Origin of the sequence: Bradyrhizobium sp. I71 (assembly GCF_022354745.1) — a bacterium.
Classification (GTDB): domain Bacteria; phylum Pseudomonadota; class Alphaproteobacteria; order Rhizobiales; family Xanthobacteraceae; genus Bradyrhizobium; species Bradyrhizobium liaoningense.
The window spans coordinates 7627682-7641951 of sequence record NZ_CP059398.1; the positions used below are offsets into that span (position 1 = coordinate 7627682).

Here is a 14270-nt window from a genome sequence, read left to right on the forward strand (position 1 = left end):
TCGGGCATGGGTGGAAAAGAGATGATCGTTCGGTTCTGGACGGCTTTGGCCGTAGCGTTGCTGGTGAATGTCTCGGCGCAGGCTCAGCAGGCCGCGCCTTCGCGCCTCGACGAGATCGTCAAGCGCGGCACGCTACGCGTCGGCATGACCGGCGACTACAAGCCCTTCACCTATCTGGACAAGACCACGCAGCAGTTCAGCGGCTTCGACGTCGACATGGCGCAAGCTCTCGGCAACGCGCTCGGCGTCAAGGTCGAATTCGTGCCCACGGCCTGGCCGAAGCTGATGAAGGATTTCGAGGCCGACCAATTCGACATCGCCATGGGCGGTGTCTCGGTGACACTCGACCGGCAGAAGAAAGGCTTGTTCTCCACCCCGATCATGCGCGAGGGCAAGACCGCGATCGCGCGCTGCGCCGACGTCGGCAAGTACCAAACGCTTCCGGATATCGACAAGAAGGGCACCCGCGTCATCGTCAATCCCGGCGGGACCAATGAGCGCTTCGCGCGTGCCAACATCAGGGATGCCGAGATCACTGTCTTCGCCGACAACACCGTGATTTTCGACGAAATTGCCAAGGGCAACGCCGACCTGATGATGACGGACGCGTCCGAAACCCGCTACCAGCAGAAGCAGCATGCCGGGGTGCTCTGCGCGGTCCAACCCGAAAAGCCGTTCGACTTCTCCGAGAAGGCCTACTGGCTCCAGCGCGACATGGCGCTGAAAGCCTACGTCGACCAATGGCTGCATATTTCCATGGAAGACGGCAGCTACAAGAAGATCTACGCCGCCTGGTTCGACTAAAGCGCGATGCGATGAGGATCAAATCGTCATCGCGCTTTAGGTTGTTGTTTGAGCATGATCTTTTCGGAAAACCGCTACGCACTTTTCCGGATCATGCTTGAGGCGTTTTTGGCCGCGTCCTCCTGTCGCTTGCCCCGGCCAAACTTTGGACCGGCTGCGGGCCTATTGAACCCGGAACCACCGGAAGACGACTCATACCAACGACAGTGATCTAGATCACTTTTTGCGAGCGAGCCGGCGCGTAAGCGTTGGTCCGGGGACCACCTGTTCAGGAGACGGAAATGAGGAAGCTGTTGGCCACGGCCGCATTCCTTTTGGCGAGCACCGCCGCACAGGCGCAGTACACTTTCGAGTATGGCGGGCGCACCATCCGCATCGATCCGGACCGCGGCACGGTGCAGATCCCCGGCGTCTATGACAACACCGGCCAGAGCAAGGCCAAAAAGGCCAAGAAGAACGAGGCGACGCCGGGCCAAGCGCCGCAGCAAACCACGGTCGAGCCGCAAACGCCGGCCGCGCCCGCTCCCGCTCCCGCCGCCCCGCCGCCCGCGGCTGCGCAGGCACCTGTGCCCGCTGCACCCGCTGCCGCAACACCACCGCCTGCACCGCCTCCGGCGGCAACCGCCAGCAATGCGCCGGCCGAGACTGCCGTGCTGCCGCCGCCCTCGCCGCCGCCTGCACCGGCCACGCAGCAGGCAGCTCCTGCCGTGACACCACCGCCGGCCCCGGCCGTCGCTGCGGCCCCTCCGGCGCCGCCTCCGCCGCCCGCTCCGCCCCCGGCAACCGCCCCAGTCCAGGCGGCTGCCGTCGCGCCGCCTGCTCCTGCAGCGGCGCCCACGCGCGATCTCAATTCACCGCTCGGCGTCTGGCTGACCGAGGAGAAGGAAGGCAAGGTCCGCATCGAGCAATGCGGCAGCAATCTCTGCGGCTATTCTGTCGACAGCAGATCGAACCAGAACGGCGAGCAGGTCCTGATCAACATGAAGCCCGGCAAGGACCAGAAATGGTCCGGCCGCATCCTCGATCCGAACTCCGGCTCGACCTACGATTCCACGATCGCGATGAAGGGCACCGACCGGCTGCGCGTGCAGGGCTGCGCCTTCGGCGGCATGTTCTGCGGCGGCCAGACCTGGACACGGGTGAACTGAGCTTTTTGCACTCTCCAATACCGAGTCATTCCGGGGCACGCGAAGCGTGAACCCGGAATCTCGAGGTGAACGCGTCCGGTCGCGTCGCCGGTGCCGGCAGCATCAACGTTACCCTGAGCACCGGCATCAAGCGCGCCGTCGGCTTCGGCCGGCTGAACGGCATGTCCGGCTCCGGCACGTGGCGCGGCGCCATGTGCGCGGGAACGTGACGGCGGAGCGGATGTAGATTGCCGTGTCCCGGACAAGTGGCAACGCGAAGCGTTGCCGCGCAGAGCCGGGACCCAGAACGCTTCGTGACAGGACAGCTCTGGGTCCCGGCTCGGCGCCGCAACGCCTTACGGCGATGCGTCTTGTCCGGGACACGAAAGCCAATCTAGCCCACCGCGGCCCCGTACTCGGCGTCGGTGACCGGCTCGAGCCAGGTCGAGTAGACGCCGTCGAGCGCTTCCTGCATGGCGATGTGGCACATGGCGTTGGTCGGCGATGCCCCGTGCCAGTGCAGTTCACCCGGCGGAATCCAGACGGTGTCACCGGGACGGATCTCGCGGATCGGCCCGCCCTTGGCCTGGATGCGGCCGACGCCGGAAATGACGTAGAGCGTCTGCCCGAGCGGATGGTGATGCCAGTTGGTGCGCGCGCCCGGCTCGAACGACACGCGCGAGCAGTTCAGCCGTGCCGGCGCGGGCGCCATGATCACGGGGTCCTGCAAGACAGTGCCGGTGAAGTGTTCCTTGGGCGCGTGGCGGGTCGGCCGCATGCCTGCAACAGTGATCTCCATCGAAATGACCTCTCTTCTTCCCGGTTACTTCTTGCTCGCGGCGTAGCGCGCCTTGGTCTCGGCATTCATGGGGTAGAGGCCCGGCAGCACCGCGCCGTTGTTCACCTCGTTGACGATCCAGGCCTCCATCCGCTCCTGCTCGACACCCTCGGCGAGGACGTGATCAAGCATCGCCTGCGGGATCAGCACGCAGCCGTCCTGGTCGGCGACGACGATGTCGTTCGGGAAAACGGCAACGCCGCCGCAGCCGATCGGCTCGCCCCAGCCGACGAAGGTGAGGCCCGCGACGGAAGGCGGCGCGGCATAGCCGTCGCACCACACCGGCAGGTTGGTGCCGAGCACGCCCTCGACGTCACGCACCACGCCATCGGTGACGAGCGCGGTGACGCCGCGCTTGACCATGCGCGCGCACAGGATGTCGCCGAAGATGCCGGCATCGGTGATGCCCATGGCGTCGACCACGGCGATGCATCCTTCCGGCATCGCCTCGATCGCGGTGCGGGTCGAGATCGGCGACGACCAGGATTCCGGCGTCGCCAGATCCTCACGCGCCGGCACGAAGCGCAGCGTGAAGGCCGGACCCACCAGGCGCGGCAGGCCCGGGCGGAGCGGACGGGCGCCGCGCATCCACACATTGCGCAGCCCCTTTTTCAGCAGGACCGTGGTGATCGTGGCGGTGGTGATGCCGGCGAGGGTCTTGCGGGCTTCGGGGGACAGCGACATGGACGAGAACGAGCTCCGGATAGGCGGGAAAGAACGCGCGCATCTTGCGAGCCGCAGCCCTTGCGTCAAGGGCCAAGAGGGTCCCAATAACGCAGGGCCGCCGAGCTGTTATGCGACGCGATAACAAGGCTTTATCGGCTCCCCTTGCATTAATTTATTGGACTTGCGGGCGCATTTACGCGAAGCAGGGGTGACGCGGAACTCAACGTCGAGCCCGCGCACTTCCAAAAGTCCGATTTCGACAGCTCTTCGACAGCTCAATGGCCGCGACGCTTCCCCCGCCCCGCCTTCTGCCCAGTGGCGACAGCGCCGTCACGGTCGAGTTCAGCCGCACCATCGACGAGGACGCCAACCAGCGCGTGCTGGCGCTCGACAAGGCGCTCGCGGCAAGCCCCATCGACGGCATCACCGAGACCGTGCCGACCTATCGCTCGCTGCTGGTCCACTACGACCCCGAAAAGATCGGTTTCGACGCGCTCGGCGAAAAGATCCTCCCGATCGCCACCCGGCCGCTGCCGCCGGTCACCAAGGCGCGCCGCTGGCGCATTCCCGTCGCCTATGGCGGCGAGCATGGCATCGACCTCGAGGATGTCGCGAAGGCGCTCAACACCACGCCCGACGACATCATCGCCCGGCATGCGGGCGGCGACTACAAGGTCGCCATGATCGGCTTCACGCCGGGCTGGTCCTATCTCAGCGGCCTCGATAAATCGCTGCACATGTCGCGGCGGCAGAATCCGCGGCTGCTGACGCCGGCCGGCACGATCTCGATCGGCGGCATCCAGGCCGGGATCCAGTGCCTCGCCGCGCCGAGCGGCTGGCATCTGCTCGGCCGCACGCCGGTGCGCACCTATCAGCTCCACCGCAATCCGACCTTCCTCACCGAGCCCGGCGATCGCGTGACGTTCTTCGCCATCGACCACAAGACGTTCGCGGACCTGGACCGCGCCGCGGAAGCCGGCGAGATCGTCGCCGAGCAGGTGGTCGCATGAGCCGCCTCGCCGTCGCCAGCATCGGCCCTGCAAGCTCGGTCCAGGATGGTGGCCGCTTCGGCGCGCAGCGCTACGGCTTGACGGTCAGCGGGGCGATGGACCGCCTGTCGCTTGCGGCAGCGAATACGCTGGTCGGCAACGAGCCGTTCGCGGCCGCCGTGGAGATCGGCCCGTTCGGCGCCTCCTTCACTGCACGCGACGGCGCCGTCCGCGTCGGGATATCAGGCGCGCCGCGCAATGCGGATGTCGCCGGAACCCCAGTCGCGATGGACACATCGGTGACGCTGAAGGACGGCGAGACCTTGACGCTCGGTTTTGCCCGCGGCGGCGCCTTCACCTATCTCGCGATCGAGGGCGCCATCAAGGGCGAGCCGGTGTTCGGCAGTCTCGCGGTCAATGCCCGCGCCGGCCTCGGCAGCCCCTACCCGCGCCCCCTCCAGGCCGGCGACGAGTTCAGCGTCGATGCTGCGAGCGGCGCGCCGGAACTACGCATCGAATTGCCGAAGCCTGCGACAGGTCCGATCCGGGTCCTGCTGGGCCCGCAGGATGACGAGTTCGACGAGACGAACAAGGCGCTGTTCCTGGACAGCGAGTGGAAGATCTCGGCAACCTCCGACCGCATGGGCTACCGGCTCGAGGGCCCCGCGATCAAGCATCTGCACGGCCACAACATCGTCTCCGACGGCACCGTCAACGGCAGCATCCAGGTGCCCGGCAACGGCGCGCCGATCGCGCTGATGATGGATCGCGGCACCTCCGGCGGCTATCCCAAGATCGCAACCGTCATCACGGCCGATGTCGGCCGCCTCGCCCAGACCTCGGCGGGAACCGCGTTCCGCTTCAAGGCCGTCAGCATGGCCGAGGCGCAGGACGAGGCGCGCAAGTTTGCACGGTTGATCCGCAGCCTGCCCGATCGCCTGCGCTCCTCCGACACCGTCGCGCTCAACATCGCGGCGCTCAGCGATGCCAACGTTGCGGGCTATGCGGTGAGCGCCATGGACGCAGGGACTTGGCAGGTCGCGGCCGAGCCGTAAGCTACAACGAGACCAGAGGCGGAGAGCACCCATGAAGACAGTCGATCTCAATTGCGATCTCGGCGAGGGTTTTGGCGCGTGGGAGATGGGCAACGACGCCGCCATGATCGAGCTCGCAAGCTCGGTCAACGTCGCCTGCGGCTTCCATGCCGGCGACCCTGATATCATGCGGCGGACGGTTGAGCTGGCGAAGGCGCGCGGCGTCTCGGTCGGCGCGCATCCCGGCTATCGCGACCTGCACGGCTTCGGCCGCCATCCGATCGCGGGCCTGAAGGCGTCCGAGATCGAGAACCTCGTCGCCTACCAGATCGGCGCGCTGCAGGCGATCGCGACCGCCGCCGGCCACAAGGTGACGCATGTGAAGGCGCATGGCGCCCTCTCCAACGTCGCGTGCGAGGACGACATGACCGCGACGGCGATCGCCGCCGGCATCAAGGCGGTCGATCCCAGCCTGATCTTCGTCGTGCTCGCCAATTCGAAGCTGGTGAAGGCCGGCGAAGCGGCCAATCTGCCGATGGTGCACGAGGTGTTCGCCGACCGCGCCTATGAGGACGACGGCAACCTCGTCTCGCGCAAGAAGCCCGGCGCGGTGCTGCACGATGCCAAGGCGATCGCCGATCGCGTGGTGCGCATGGTGCAGGACGGCGCGGCGGTCTCGGTGACCGGCAAGGTGATCAAGATGCGCACGGACACGGTCTGCATCCACGGCGACACGCACGGCGCCGTCGACATCGCGCGCGGGGTGCGTCAGGCGCTGAAGGATGCGGGGATCGAGGTCGCGCCGTTCAAGCGCGGGTGAGGTACGACAGGTGCCGTAGGGTGGGCAGAGCGAAGCGTGCCCACCAAACCGAAGTCGTATATTGAGAGATGGTGGGCACGGCGCGAAGAGCGCGCCCTTGCCCACCCACGAGAGCTCTAAACGAGAGCTCTAAAACGGATGCACCGAGAGCGTGCCGAACACGATCGCCGCGATGACCGCAAACGCGCTGTAGAGCGCCAGATGATGGGCGTTCGCCCGGGTCTGCCGCGAGAGCGAGCGCGCGTAGAAGTGCAGCCTGGCTTCCGCCGATAGTTCGCGCATGGTCGATCTCCAACGCCCCATTTGCGAGAGTATGAGGGATCAACCAGGGCGGGAGGCAAGATGGTGGCGCAAATAGCGATGCGCCTCCTCCGAGGCGGCCGTCTCGCAGACGTAAATTCTCTTAGGGCCAGGGTTCCGAGAATCTTATTCGTTCAAATCCGAGCCAGTCGGAACCGGCTCGGATAACGGCGAGCGGCAGCGGTCAGTACACATCCGCCTGGAAGCGGCCGGTCTTCTTCAGCTCGGCGACGAAGCTGACGGCTTCGTCGGTCGAACGTGCGCCGAACTGGGCGACGATGTCGACCAGCGCGCGCTCGACGTCCTTGGCCATGCGCTTGGCGTCGCCGCAGATGTAGAAATGCGCGCCGTCGGCAAGCCAGGTCCACAATTCGCGGCCGACCTCGCGCATGCGGTCCTGCACGTAGAACTTCTTCTCGCCGTCGCGCGACCAGGCCAGCGACAGGCGCGTGAGTACGCCCGATGTCTTCATGGCGTTGAGCTCGTCCTGGTAGAAGAAATCGCAATCGCTGCGCTGATGGCCGAAGAACAGCCAGTTCTTGCCGGGCGCACCGGTCGCCTTGCGGTCGAGCAGGAAGGCGCGGAACGGCGCGATGCCGGTGCCGGGACCGATCATGATGATCGGCGTCTTCGGGTCCTGCGGCAGGCCGAAACCGTGCGCCTTCTGCACGTAGACCTTGAGCTTGTCGCCGTCATTGATGCGCTCGCCGAGGAAGGTCGAGGCGACACCCAGCCGCTTGCGCTTGCCGATGACGTAGCGCACGGAGTCCACCGTCAGCGACAGCCTTCCGCGCGTCGCATTGTGCGAGGACGAGATCGAGTAGAGCCGCGGCTGCAGCGGCTCCAGCGCCTCGACGAAGGCCTCGGGATGCGGCCGCATGCCGGAAAACTTCTGGAGCGCCGCCATCACGTCGAGGGTGGCGGCATCGCCGTCGGGATCCTCGCCCTGCGCCAGCGCCCGCGCCTTCTCGCGCGCCGCGCCGCCGGTGATGAACGAGATCAGCTCGAACAGCGTGTCGGGTGCCGGCGACAGCGAGACGTCGTGGATCAACACCTCGCGCAGCGTCTTGCCATTGACCCTGGTCGTATGGGAGGCGCCGAGCAGCGCGATGATCTGGTCGACGAGGCCGACATCGTTGCGCGGGAACACGCCGAAGGAATCGCCGACGACGTAGTCGAGCTTGCTGTCGGAGAGATCGAACTCGACGTGATAGGTCTCCTTCTCCGACTTCCCCTTGTTGAGAAGGCGGCGCGACAGGAAGGTTGCGGTCACGGGATTGTCGCGCGAGCGACCCGGCTCTGCGATCGTCACGGTCACGGCCGGCGCCGACGTGTCCGCCTTGTCGGCCGATTTGGCAACCGGGGCCTTGTCGAGCTCTTCGTACAGCGACTTCAGCATCCGCGCGGTTTCCTTGCCGCCGGGAACGCAGAGGTTGAGCCGTGCTTCGCTGCGGCTCGCGATCGCCTCCGAATAATCGTGGCAATTGTAGCCGCACTGGCCGCAGTCCTGCTGCGCCATCGCCGCCATCATCTTGCGGCGCAGGGGCCGTCCCTCGGCGAGCTTCATCCGCTCGGCAATCGGCATGGTCTGGTCGTGCCACGGCGCCTCGCCGTCGTCGCCGTCACCGGCTTGCATGACGGCCGCGCCCTGCTCCGCCGACAATGGTGTTGCGACGTCAGGTGACAGCAGGCCGGCGAAGAAGCCGTTCAGCCAGGAGCGCTGCGCATCCGAGAACGGTGCGCTGGGTGGGATGATGTCGAGCTTGGGCGGAGGGGTGATCTGGTTCATGCGGACACCTGTGCATCGGCAAGCTTGCGCAGCGTTTCGCCGTCATGGCGGCGCGCAAAAGACAGGAACGTTTCCTCGGGCGAGGAGCGATGGGCGATGTAGGCCTTGAGCAGCGCTTCGACCGTCTTCGGCGCGTCCTCGGCCTTGAGATCGTGATAGACCTCCTGCCCGACATCGGCGTCGGGCCCGAACCCGCCGCCGGTGAAGAGGTGGTAGCCCTCGACCGTGTCCTCTTCGCCGACCGGGACGCGGGCCCCGATCAGTCCGATGTCGCTGATGTAGTGCTGGGCGCAGGAATGGTGACAGCCGGTGACGTGGATGTTGACCGGCTTGTCCATCGCGACGCGCGGCTCGCACCAGTCGCCGATCTCGGCGGCATGGCGCTTGGTGTTCGCCGCGGCGAAGCGGCAGCCGGCATTGCCGGTGCAGGCGATCAGCCCGGCGCGGATGTGCGAGGCTTCCACGGCGAGCCCGATCTGCTTGATGGCCGCGATCGCTAGCTCGACATTCTCGTCGCGCACGCCCGGGATCAAGAGGTTCTGCCAGACCGTGAGGCGGATCTCGCCGTCGCCAAGGTCGCGCGCGACCTTGGCGAGGCCCCGCATCTGATCGGAGGTGAGCTTGCCGAGGGTCAGCGACACGCCGATCCAGTTGAGGCCCTCCTGCTTCTGCTTGTGCACGCCGACATGCGCCATGCGGTCCGCCGCGGGCCGCGGCGCGAACGCCTCTTCCGGCACGCGCGTGAACGGCGCCTTCAGCCGGTCCTCGACGAGCTTGAGGAAGCCGTCATGGCCCATGGCGTCGAGCACGTATTTCAGCCGCGCCTTGTTGCGGTTGGTGCGGTCGCCATGGTCGATGAACACGCGCACGATGGCGTCGGCGACGGCGGTCGCCTGCTCCGGCTTGACGATGATGCCGGAATATTTTGCAAAGTCCTTGTGGCCGGTGATGCCGCCGAGGCCGAGGCGGAACCAGACGCCGGGCTCAACGCCGAACCCGTCCTTCACCTCGTAGGCGGTGAAGGCGATGTCGTTGGTCTCCTCGAGCACCGCGATCCTGCCGGCACCGTCGAAGGCGACGTTGAACTTGCGCGGCAGGCCGTAGAGCGAGCGGTCGTTGAGGATGTGGTAGTGCCACTCGCGCGCAAAGGGTCGCGTGTCGAGGATCTCTTGCGGATCGATGCCGGCCGTCGGCGTCCCAGTTACGTTACGGATGTTGTCGGCGCCGGAGCCGCGCGAGCACAGGCCGAGCTCCTGGATGCCCTCGAGCAGCTTCACCGCATGCTTCGGCGGTATCTCGCGGAGTTGGAGATTGGCGCGCGTCGTGACGTGGCTATAGGGGCCGCAGAGCTCATCGGCGAGATCGGCAAGGCCCGACAGCTGCCAGTGCTTCATGATGCCGTTCGGAATGCGCAGGCGGCACATGTAGGAATCCTGCGTCGGCGCGACGTAGAAGATTCCGTAATAGCGCCAGCGGAAATTGTCAGCCGGGCTTGGCGGCGCGTTATCGAGCGCCTGCTGGCGCAGCCGCGGATAGGCGTCGAACGGATGCTCGTCGCGCTTGAACTTCTCCTGGTCGGCGAGCTTCCTGCCCGACGCGATCACCTTGTCCTGCGCCTTGATGTGCACGGCATCGGGACCAACAGGCTCGGCATTCGCCTTGCCGGCACCCGCGCCGAGACCGCGGCCGACCCGGCTGATCTGCAAGCCGGTCGTGAAGCCTTCGAGATAGCGTTTCTGCTCGTCGGTGAAGTCGACTGAGAGTGTTTCGATTTTCATGGTCGGTAACGAAGCTCCTGCGGCCACCAAAGTGGCTTCGACGGAAATTGTGCGACCCGCGGGAAACTCGGCCGGCTCGAGAGCCCGCTTCGCAACCCGACGGTCCATTCAGCTTCGTTGCTGTGGGACTTGGCTCAGCAGGCACCTATGACAAGCTGGCCGCAGCGCAACATTCAAGTTGCGTGCCAGCTCGGTCGAAATAGAAAGCATCATAAAATCAGACAATTAGGAGAGGCGCCGGGAAATATCGGTCTGAGAGCTCTCCCGAAATTCGAGCAGTTAGCCCAAACATTAGCCAACGGAGGTACGTGCTCGAAAACGAAGCAAATCCGAATCAGGTCTTCCAGCGCCCGACCTCGAAGGCCTCGAGATGCCCCCGGATGTTGTCGGGATCGAAGACGGGCCCGGCAAAGGCGCCGAACGCCGCTGGAGCCTCAATGGGCGCCCTGCTGCCAAGGGCCGCGTCGTAAAGGTCGGGCCTGAACACCGCCATTGCCGTCTTGACGCCGTCCGGGGTCAGGGCCGTCTGCCCCCAGCGCACCATCTGGGCGTAGAGCCAGGCGGCCTGGACCGGATCGGGGCGCCCTGCCCCTTCGCGCCCAACGAGGAGGTAGCGACCGCTTTCACGGAAGGTACCGTCGGGCGAGATCTTGAGGCGTCCGGTGAGGGTGCGCTGAATGACCTCGGCATCGACGCCGATCCGCTCCGGCTGGGCCAGGATCTGCGCCGCCTCCGTGCGGTTCTCGGGATGCTCGATGAACTCGGCGGCTTTCACGGCCGCGCGCACCAGTGCTGCAACCACGTCCGGATTCTTGTCGGCCCAGGTCTGGCGGACCGCCAGCACCTTCTCCGCCGCACGGACCAGGATGTCGGAGACGAAATGCAGGATATGCCCGATGCCGAGATCGACCGCGACCGAATTCCAGGGCGCGCCGACGCAGAACGCATCGACATGGCCGTTCTTGAGGCTGTCGACCATGAAGGGCGGCGGCAGCACCACGAGGCGCACGTCCTCGTCGGGATCAACGCCCGCTGCAGCCATCCAGAACCGCAATTGATAATTGTGGGTGGAGAACGGGAAGGTCATGCCGAAGGTCAGCGGCTCCGCCCCTGCCTTGCGCCTGATGGCAACGACCTTCGCCAGCGCCTTCGCGGTCGCCATCGGGTCAAACCGATCGCCGTCGATCTCCTCCATCAGCGCGGCATGGAGCGCCGGCGACACCGTGATGGCATTGCCGTTGATGCCGAGATTGAAGGGCGCGGCGATCGGCACCTTGACGTGACCGAGCCCGAGCGAGGACGCGATCGCCACCGGCGCCAGCAGATGCGCGGCGTCGAACAGGCCGATATTGAGCTTGTCGCGGACGTTGGACCAGGACACCTCGCGCACGAGCTCGACGTCGAGCCCTTCGGCTGCGGCAAATCCCTTGTCGACGGCGACGATCAGAGCGGCGGCATCGACCAGCGGAATGAACCCGATGCGGAGGGGAACGGTCATTTCAGCATCTCCGACGCGGTGATGATCGACTGCGCGATCTCGCCGATTTTCTTCTTCTCGCGCATCGCCGTGGAGCGCAGCAGCACATAGGCCTCGTCTTCGGTCAGGCCCTTCACCTTCATCAGAATGCCCTTGGCGCGCTCGATGACCTTGCGGTCCTCCAGCTGCGACTTGGTCCGCTCCAGTTCCTCCTGGAGCTTGGCGAAGGCGTTGAAGCGGGACACGCAGAGGTCGAGAATCGGCTTGATGCGCTCCTTCTTCAGCCCGTCGACGATATAGGCGGATACCCCCGCCTCGACGGAGGCCTGGATCGAAGCTGAATCACTCTGGTCGACGAACATGGCGATCGGCCGCTTCACGGCCCGGCTGACCTGGAACATCGCTTCCAGCACGTCGCGGCTGGGGTTCTCCAGGTCGATCAGGATGATGTCGGGATCGACCGCGTAAATGCGGGCGAGCAGGCTCTGCATCTCACTGATATGGACCACCTGCGTGAATCCGGCCTCCCGCAATCCCTCCTCCAGGATCGCAGCCCGGATCGGGCTTTCGTCGACGATCACGATTTTGGGCGACTGTTCGGCGCTCATGGCTCACTCGCGGCGGGTGATTCATCCATAGCACGCCGGTACGCCCTGCAAAGGGTTGTAATTATGGCAATTGGGACTAGCTCAGGCCGGTCAATCAGGCAGTTCAGATATGGATCAGACGGCTGCGCCCAAGGTCAGCTTCGTGTCGCTCGGCGGCGCCCGAGATGTCCCTCGCGCACCCATCGGGTACCTTCACGCGTAGCCTGAACTCCGGACACAAGCGTTGCCGATCTTAGACATGCATAGTCTTGTCGACTTCAGCCCGCACCGGAAACATCATGCCACAGGAAAAGCTAACCAAGGCCATGCCGAGGATGAAACCGGCTCATCGCAGTTTTGCGTACACGGTGTCGAAGCGACAGTTCAAGATCAAGGCGCGCCCTTTTAAGAAAATGGCGGCTCCTCGAAGAATCACGAGGTTGGCGTGATCGGTCACGATTGCTGATCGACAATCGCTTTTCGAGCATCATGTGCCGCAGAAGCGGCTCTCAATGGTCGGCCTTAATGCTTGGATCAAGCGCTTCGCACGCCAAGGACGGATGTCAGAGTGCGATGTGAGGCAGCTCTGTGGCGCTCTCCTATCTAAGAATCGAACTTGATTGCAGGCCCGATGATCGCGTCGGTCGAGTGGTGGATCGCCCACGCCAGCTTGTCGATGAACTCGAACTCGAACAGAGCTTCCGGATCATCCCCGAAGTGATATCGGGTGTTGCGCAGGAATGCGAAGCCCTTGTCGCGCAGTTCGTCTTTCCACGCCGGATCCCGCGTGCCTGCATACGCATATCCAATGTCGACGGCGTAGTTCTCGACGGATTCGGCCAGCTTGAACATGTCGCCCAGCTTCAGCATCCCGGCCGCATCGCCCATGCCCTGGAGGCGGAAGCTCGTCATGCGGTTCTTGGAGTTCGCGTCGAGCTCGGCTTCCGTCCAACGCATGATGCCGGCGGCGACGCCGCGGGCGAAGCCTTCCTTGATGAACTTCACCTGGATGTTCCGGAGCGCCTGCTTCGCCGCGGCGCGGTCGGCGAACTTGAGGATGACGTCTGGGATCATGGAGGCGATGCTGGCCGCCGAGAACGCTCCCTTCAGGCCGGCCTTGAACATCGCGCCGCGCGTCGGGGCGCCCGTCGCCGGCGAGACCGAGGACTTGGGCTTGGTCCCTCCCCCGCCGCCGTGCGCCGCGATATGCATCTTCGGTCTCAGGGCGACCGGCTCGAACTTCAGCGCGTTCACCCCCTGCAGCCGCATCTTAGCAATGTCCTTGGTGTTCTGGCTGAGGAGCACGGGGTTCCTGATATTCCGGACATGCGCGCTGGCGCGGACATGGGCGACCATCTTGGCGTCTCCATGCCCAAGCCCCGCGGCAGTGGCCTGATCGGTCCACGCCCGCACCTGGGCAAGAGGGACCTGCGAGGCCATGGTATCGACCTGGAGGCCGAAGCGCTGCAGGAAGGCTTGCCGCTGCGCCATGTTCTGCGCACCAGCCTTCGAGAAGAGGAACTCGGTCTCGACATGCTTGGGAAGAAGCATCTTGAAGCCGTCCCTCTGCATGCGCGCCAGTTCGTCGAGGCCGCCCTGGAGCGCGCCGGACTCGATGTCGATAAGAAGGCTGGTGTCGAACCAAACGACGGTGCTCATGGCGAAGCCCTGTTAGAAGAGGATTTGAACTGTGTATGTGTCCGGGCCGCTCGGAGGGCGATAATCTTGAGAAAGCGGGCTTCGTGGGGCACGCTCGATTGGCATGGCTCTTACTCCGAAGCAGACGAGCAAATTGTAGTTCTTTGTAGCAATCGCTGGACGACACGTTCAAAAGCATCGTCGGCTAAAATAATCCGGCGGAAATTCTCCAGTCGGGGTTGTCTCGCACTGGTCCAGCTTGCTTCCATACGCGTATGGCTACGCGGTAATGAGGCCACGTCCAGCTACTGCCAGATCGCGTCGCAATATATGCGCGAGCGCTGCCGCATGGAGCACGTTAGTTATTGAATTTCGGCATTGGATCAATTAGTTGGATCGCGTATCCGAACAATCCAGATGTAG

At 65.0% G+C, this 14270-nt stretch carries 14 protein-coding genes; 6 read left to right on the forward strand and 8 right to left on the reverse strand.

Annotated features, from left to right (window positions below; all coding sequences use genetic code 11):
• The first annotated feature begins 21 nt into the window (after positions 1-21).
• From FJV43_RS36165 to FJV43_RS36175, 3 genes are all read left to right on the forward strand, one after another.
• Complete coding sequence (locus FJV43_RS36165; RefSeq protein ID WP_239623652.1) at positions 22-804, forward strand: transporter substrate-binding domain-containing protein; 783 nt, start codon at positions 22-24, stop codon at positions 802-804.
• Between the two features lie 281 nt (positions 805-1085).
• Positions 1086-1952: a DUF2147 domain-containing protein gene (locus tag FJV43_RS36170; protein ID WP_239623653.1), complete on the forward strand. Its 867-nt coding sequence runs from the start codon at positions 1086-1088 to the stop codon at positions 1950-1952.
• 65 nt (positions 1953-2017) lie between these two features.
• On the forward strand, positions 2018-2161 hold the full coding sequence (locus FJV43_RS36175) for a hypothetical protein (RefSeq protein ID WP_239623654.1): 144 nt from the start codon (positions 2018-2020) through the stop codon (positions 2159-2161).
• Between the two features lie 164 nt (positions 2162-2325).
• Here FJV43_RS36175 and FJV43_RS36180 read toward each other — a convergent pair whose 3' ends face one another.
• Entirely contained in the window at positions 2326-2730 is a 405-nt protein-coding gene (locus FJV43_RS36180) for a cupin domain-containing protein (protein ID WP_239623655.1), read from the reverse strand.
• 24 nt (positions 2731-2754) lie between these two features.
• Positions 2755-3453 (reverse strand): ribonuclease activity regulator RraA, encoded by a 699-nt coding sequence (locus FJV43_RS36185; RefSeq protein WP_027550912.1) that lies wholly within the window; start codon positions 3451-3453, stop codon positions 2755-2757.
• 260 nt (positions 3454-3713) lie between these two features.
• On the opposite strand from FJV43_RS36185, the gene pxpB reads away from it, so the two are divergent.
• The 3 genes from pxpB to FJV43_RS36200 are packed head-to-tail and all read left to right on the forward strand — an operon-like array spanning position 3714 to position 6278.
• Positions 3714-4445: a 5-oxoprolinase subunit PxpB gene (gene pxpB / locus FJV43_RS36190; protein WP_239623656.1), complete on the forward strand. Its 732-nt coding sequence runs from the start codon at positions 3714-3716 to the stop codon at positions 4443-4445.
• Positions 4442-5479: a biotin-dependent carboxyltransferase family protein gene (locus FJV43_RS36195; RefSeq protein WP_239623657.1), complete on the forward strand. Its 1038-nt coding sequence runs from the start codon at positions 4442-4444 to the stop codon at positions 5477-5479. Before pxpB ends, FJV43_RS36195 begins: the two co-directional genes overlap by 4 nt.
• A gap of 31 nt (positions 5480-5510) precedes the next feature.
• Positions 5511-6278: a 5-oxoprolinase subunit PxpA gene (locus FJV43_RS36200; protein WP_239623658.1), complete on the forward strand. Its 768-nt coding sequence runs from the start codon at positions 5511-5513 to the stop codon at positions 6276-6278.
• 129 nt (positions 6279-6407) lie between these two features.
• On the opposite strand, the gene FJV43_RS36205 is transcribed toward FJV43_RS36200, so the two are convergent.
• The 6 genes from FJV43_RS36205 to FJV43_RS36230 all read right to left on the reverse strand — a co-directional run bounded on the left by FJV43_RS36205 (position 6408) and on the right by FJV43_RS36230 (position 13868).
• A complete protein-coding gene (locus tag FJV43_RS36205; RefSeq protein WP_035677849.1) occupies positions 6408-6560 on the reverse strand; it encodes a hypothetical protein in 153 nt (50 codons plus the stop codon).
• Between the two features lie 202 nt (positions 6561-6762).
• Positions 6763-8367, reverse strand: coding sequence for a sulfite reductase subunit alpha (locus FJV43_RS36210; RefSeq protein ID WP_239623659.1), 1605 nt, complete (start codon positions 8365-8367; stop codon positions 6763-6765).
• Positions 8364-10145, reverse strand: a complete 1782-nt coding sequence (locus FJV43_RS36215; protein WP_239623660.1) for a NirA family protein — start codon at positions 10143-10145, stop codon at positions 8364-8366. Before FJV43_RS36215 ends, FJV43_RS36210 begins: the two co-directional genes overlap by 4 nt.
• 334 nt (positions 10146-10479) lie before the next feature.
• The gene (locus FJV43_RS36220; RefSeq protein ID WP_239623661.1) at positions 10480-11643 is read right to left on the reverse strand and encodes a CmpA/NrtA family ABC transporter substrate-binding protein; all 1164 of its coding nucleotides are present in this window, start codon (positions 11641-11643) and stop codon (positions 10480-10482) included.
• Entirely contained in the window at positions 11640-12230 is a 591-nt protein-coding gene (locus FJV43_RS36225) for an ANTAR domain-containing protein (RefSeq protein WP_239623662.1), read from the reverse strand. Before FJV43_RS36225 ends, FJV43_RS36220 begins: the two co-directional genes overlap by 4 nt.
• 582 nt (positions 12231-12812) lie before the next feature.
• Positions 12813-13868 (reverse strand): hypothetical protein, encoded by a 1056-nt coding sequence (locus tag FJV43_RS36230; RefSeq protein WP_239623663.1) that lies wholly within the window; start codon positions 13866-13868, stop codon positions 12813-12815.
• Positions 13869-14270 lie beyond the last annotated feature (402 nt).

Bases quoted from the DNA above. Each gene is read 5' to 3' on its own strand.
- FJV43_RS36220 (WP_239623661.1), bottom strand. From the start codon at position 11,643: ATGACCGTTCCCCTCCGCATCGGGTTCATTCCGCTGGTCGATGCCGCC.
- FJV43_RS36225 (WP_239623662.1), bottom strand. From the start codon at position 12,230: ATGAGCGCCGAACAGTCGCCCAAAATCGTGATCGTCGACGAAAGCCCG.
- pxpB (WP_239623656.1), top strand. From the start codon at position 3,714: ATGGCCGCGACGCTTCCCCCGCCCCGCCTTCTGCCCAGTGGCGACAGC.
- FJV43_RS36195 (WP_239623657.1), top strand. From the start codon at position 4,442: ATGAGCCGCCTCGCCGTCGCCAGCATCGGCCCTGCAAGCTCGGTCCAG.
- FJV43_RS36230 (WP_239623663.1), bottom strand. From the start codon at position 13,868: ATGAGCACCGTCGTTTGGTTCGACACCAGCCTTCTTATCGACATCGAG.
- FJV43_RS36180 (WP_239623655.1), bottom strand. From the start codon at position 2,730: ATGGAGATCACTGTTGCAGGCATGCGGCCGACCCGCCACGCGCCCAAG.
- FJV43_RS36210 (WP_239623659.1), bottom strand. From the start codon at position 8,367: ATGAACCAGATCACCCCTCCGCCCAAGCTCGACATCATCCCACCCAGC.
- FJV43_RS36170 (WP_239623653.1), top strand. From the start codon at position 1,086: ATGAGGAAGCTGTTGGCCACGGCCGCATTCCTTTTGGCGAGCACCGCC.
- FJV43_RS36215 (WP_239623660.1), bottom strand. From the start codon at position 10,145: ATGAAAATCGAAACACTCTCAGTCGACTTCACCGACGAGCAGAAACGC.
- FJV43_RS36185 (WP_027550912.1), bottom strand. From the start codon at position 3,453: ATGTCGCTGTCCCCCGAAGCCCGCAAGACCCTCGCCGGCATCACCACC.
- FJV43_RS36205 (WP_035677849.1), bottom strand. From the start codon at position 6,560: ATGCGCGAACTATCGGCGGAAGCCAGGCTGCACTTCTACGCGCGCTCG.
- FJV43_RS36200 (WP_239623658.1), top strand. From the start codon at position 5,511: ATGAAGACAGTCGATCTCAATTGCGATCTCGGCGAGGGTTTTGGCGCG.
- FJV43_RS36165 (WP_239623652.1), top strand. From the start codon at position 22: ATGATCGTTCGGTTCTGGACGGCTTTGGCCGTAGCGTTGCTGGTGAAT.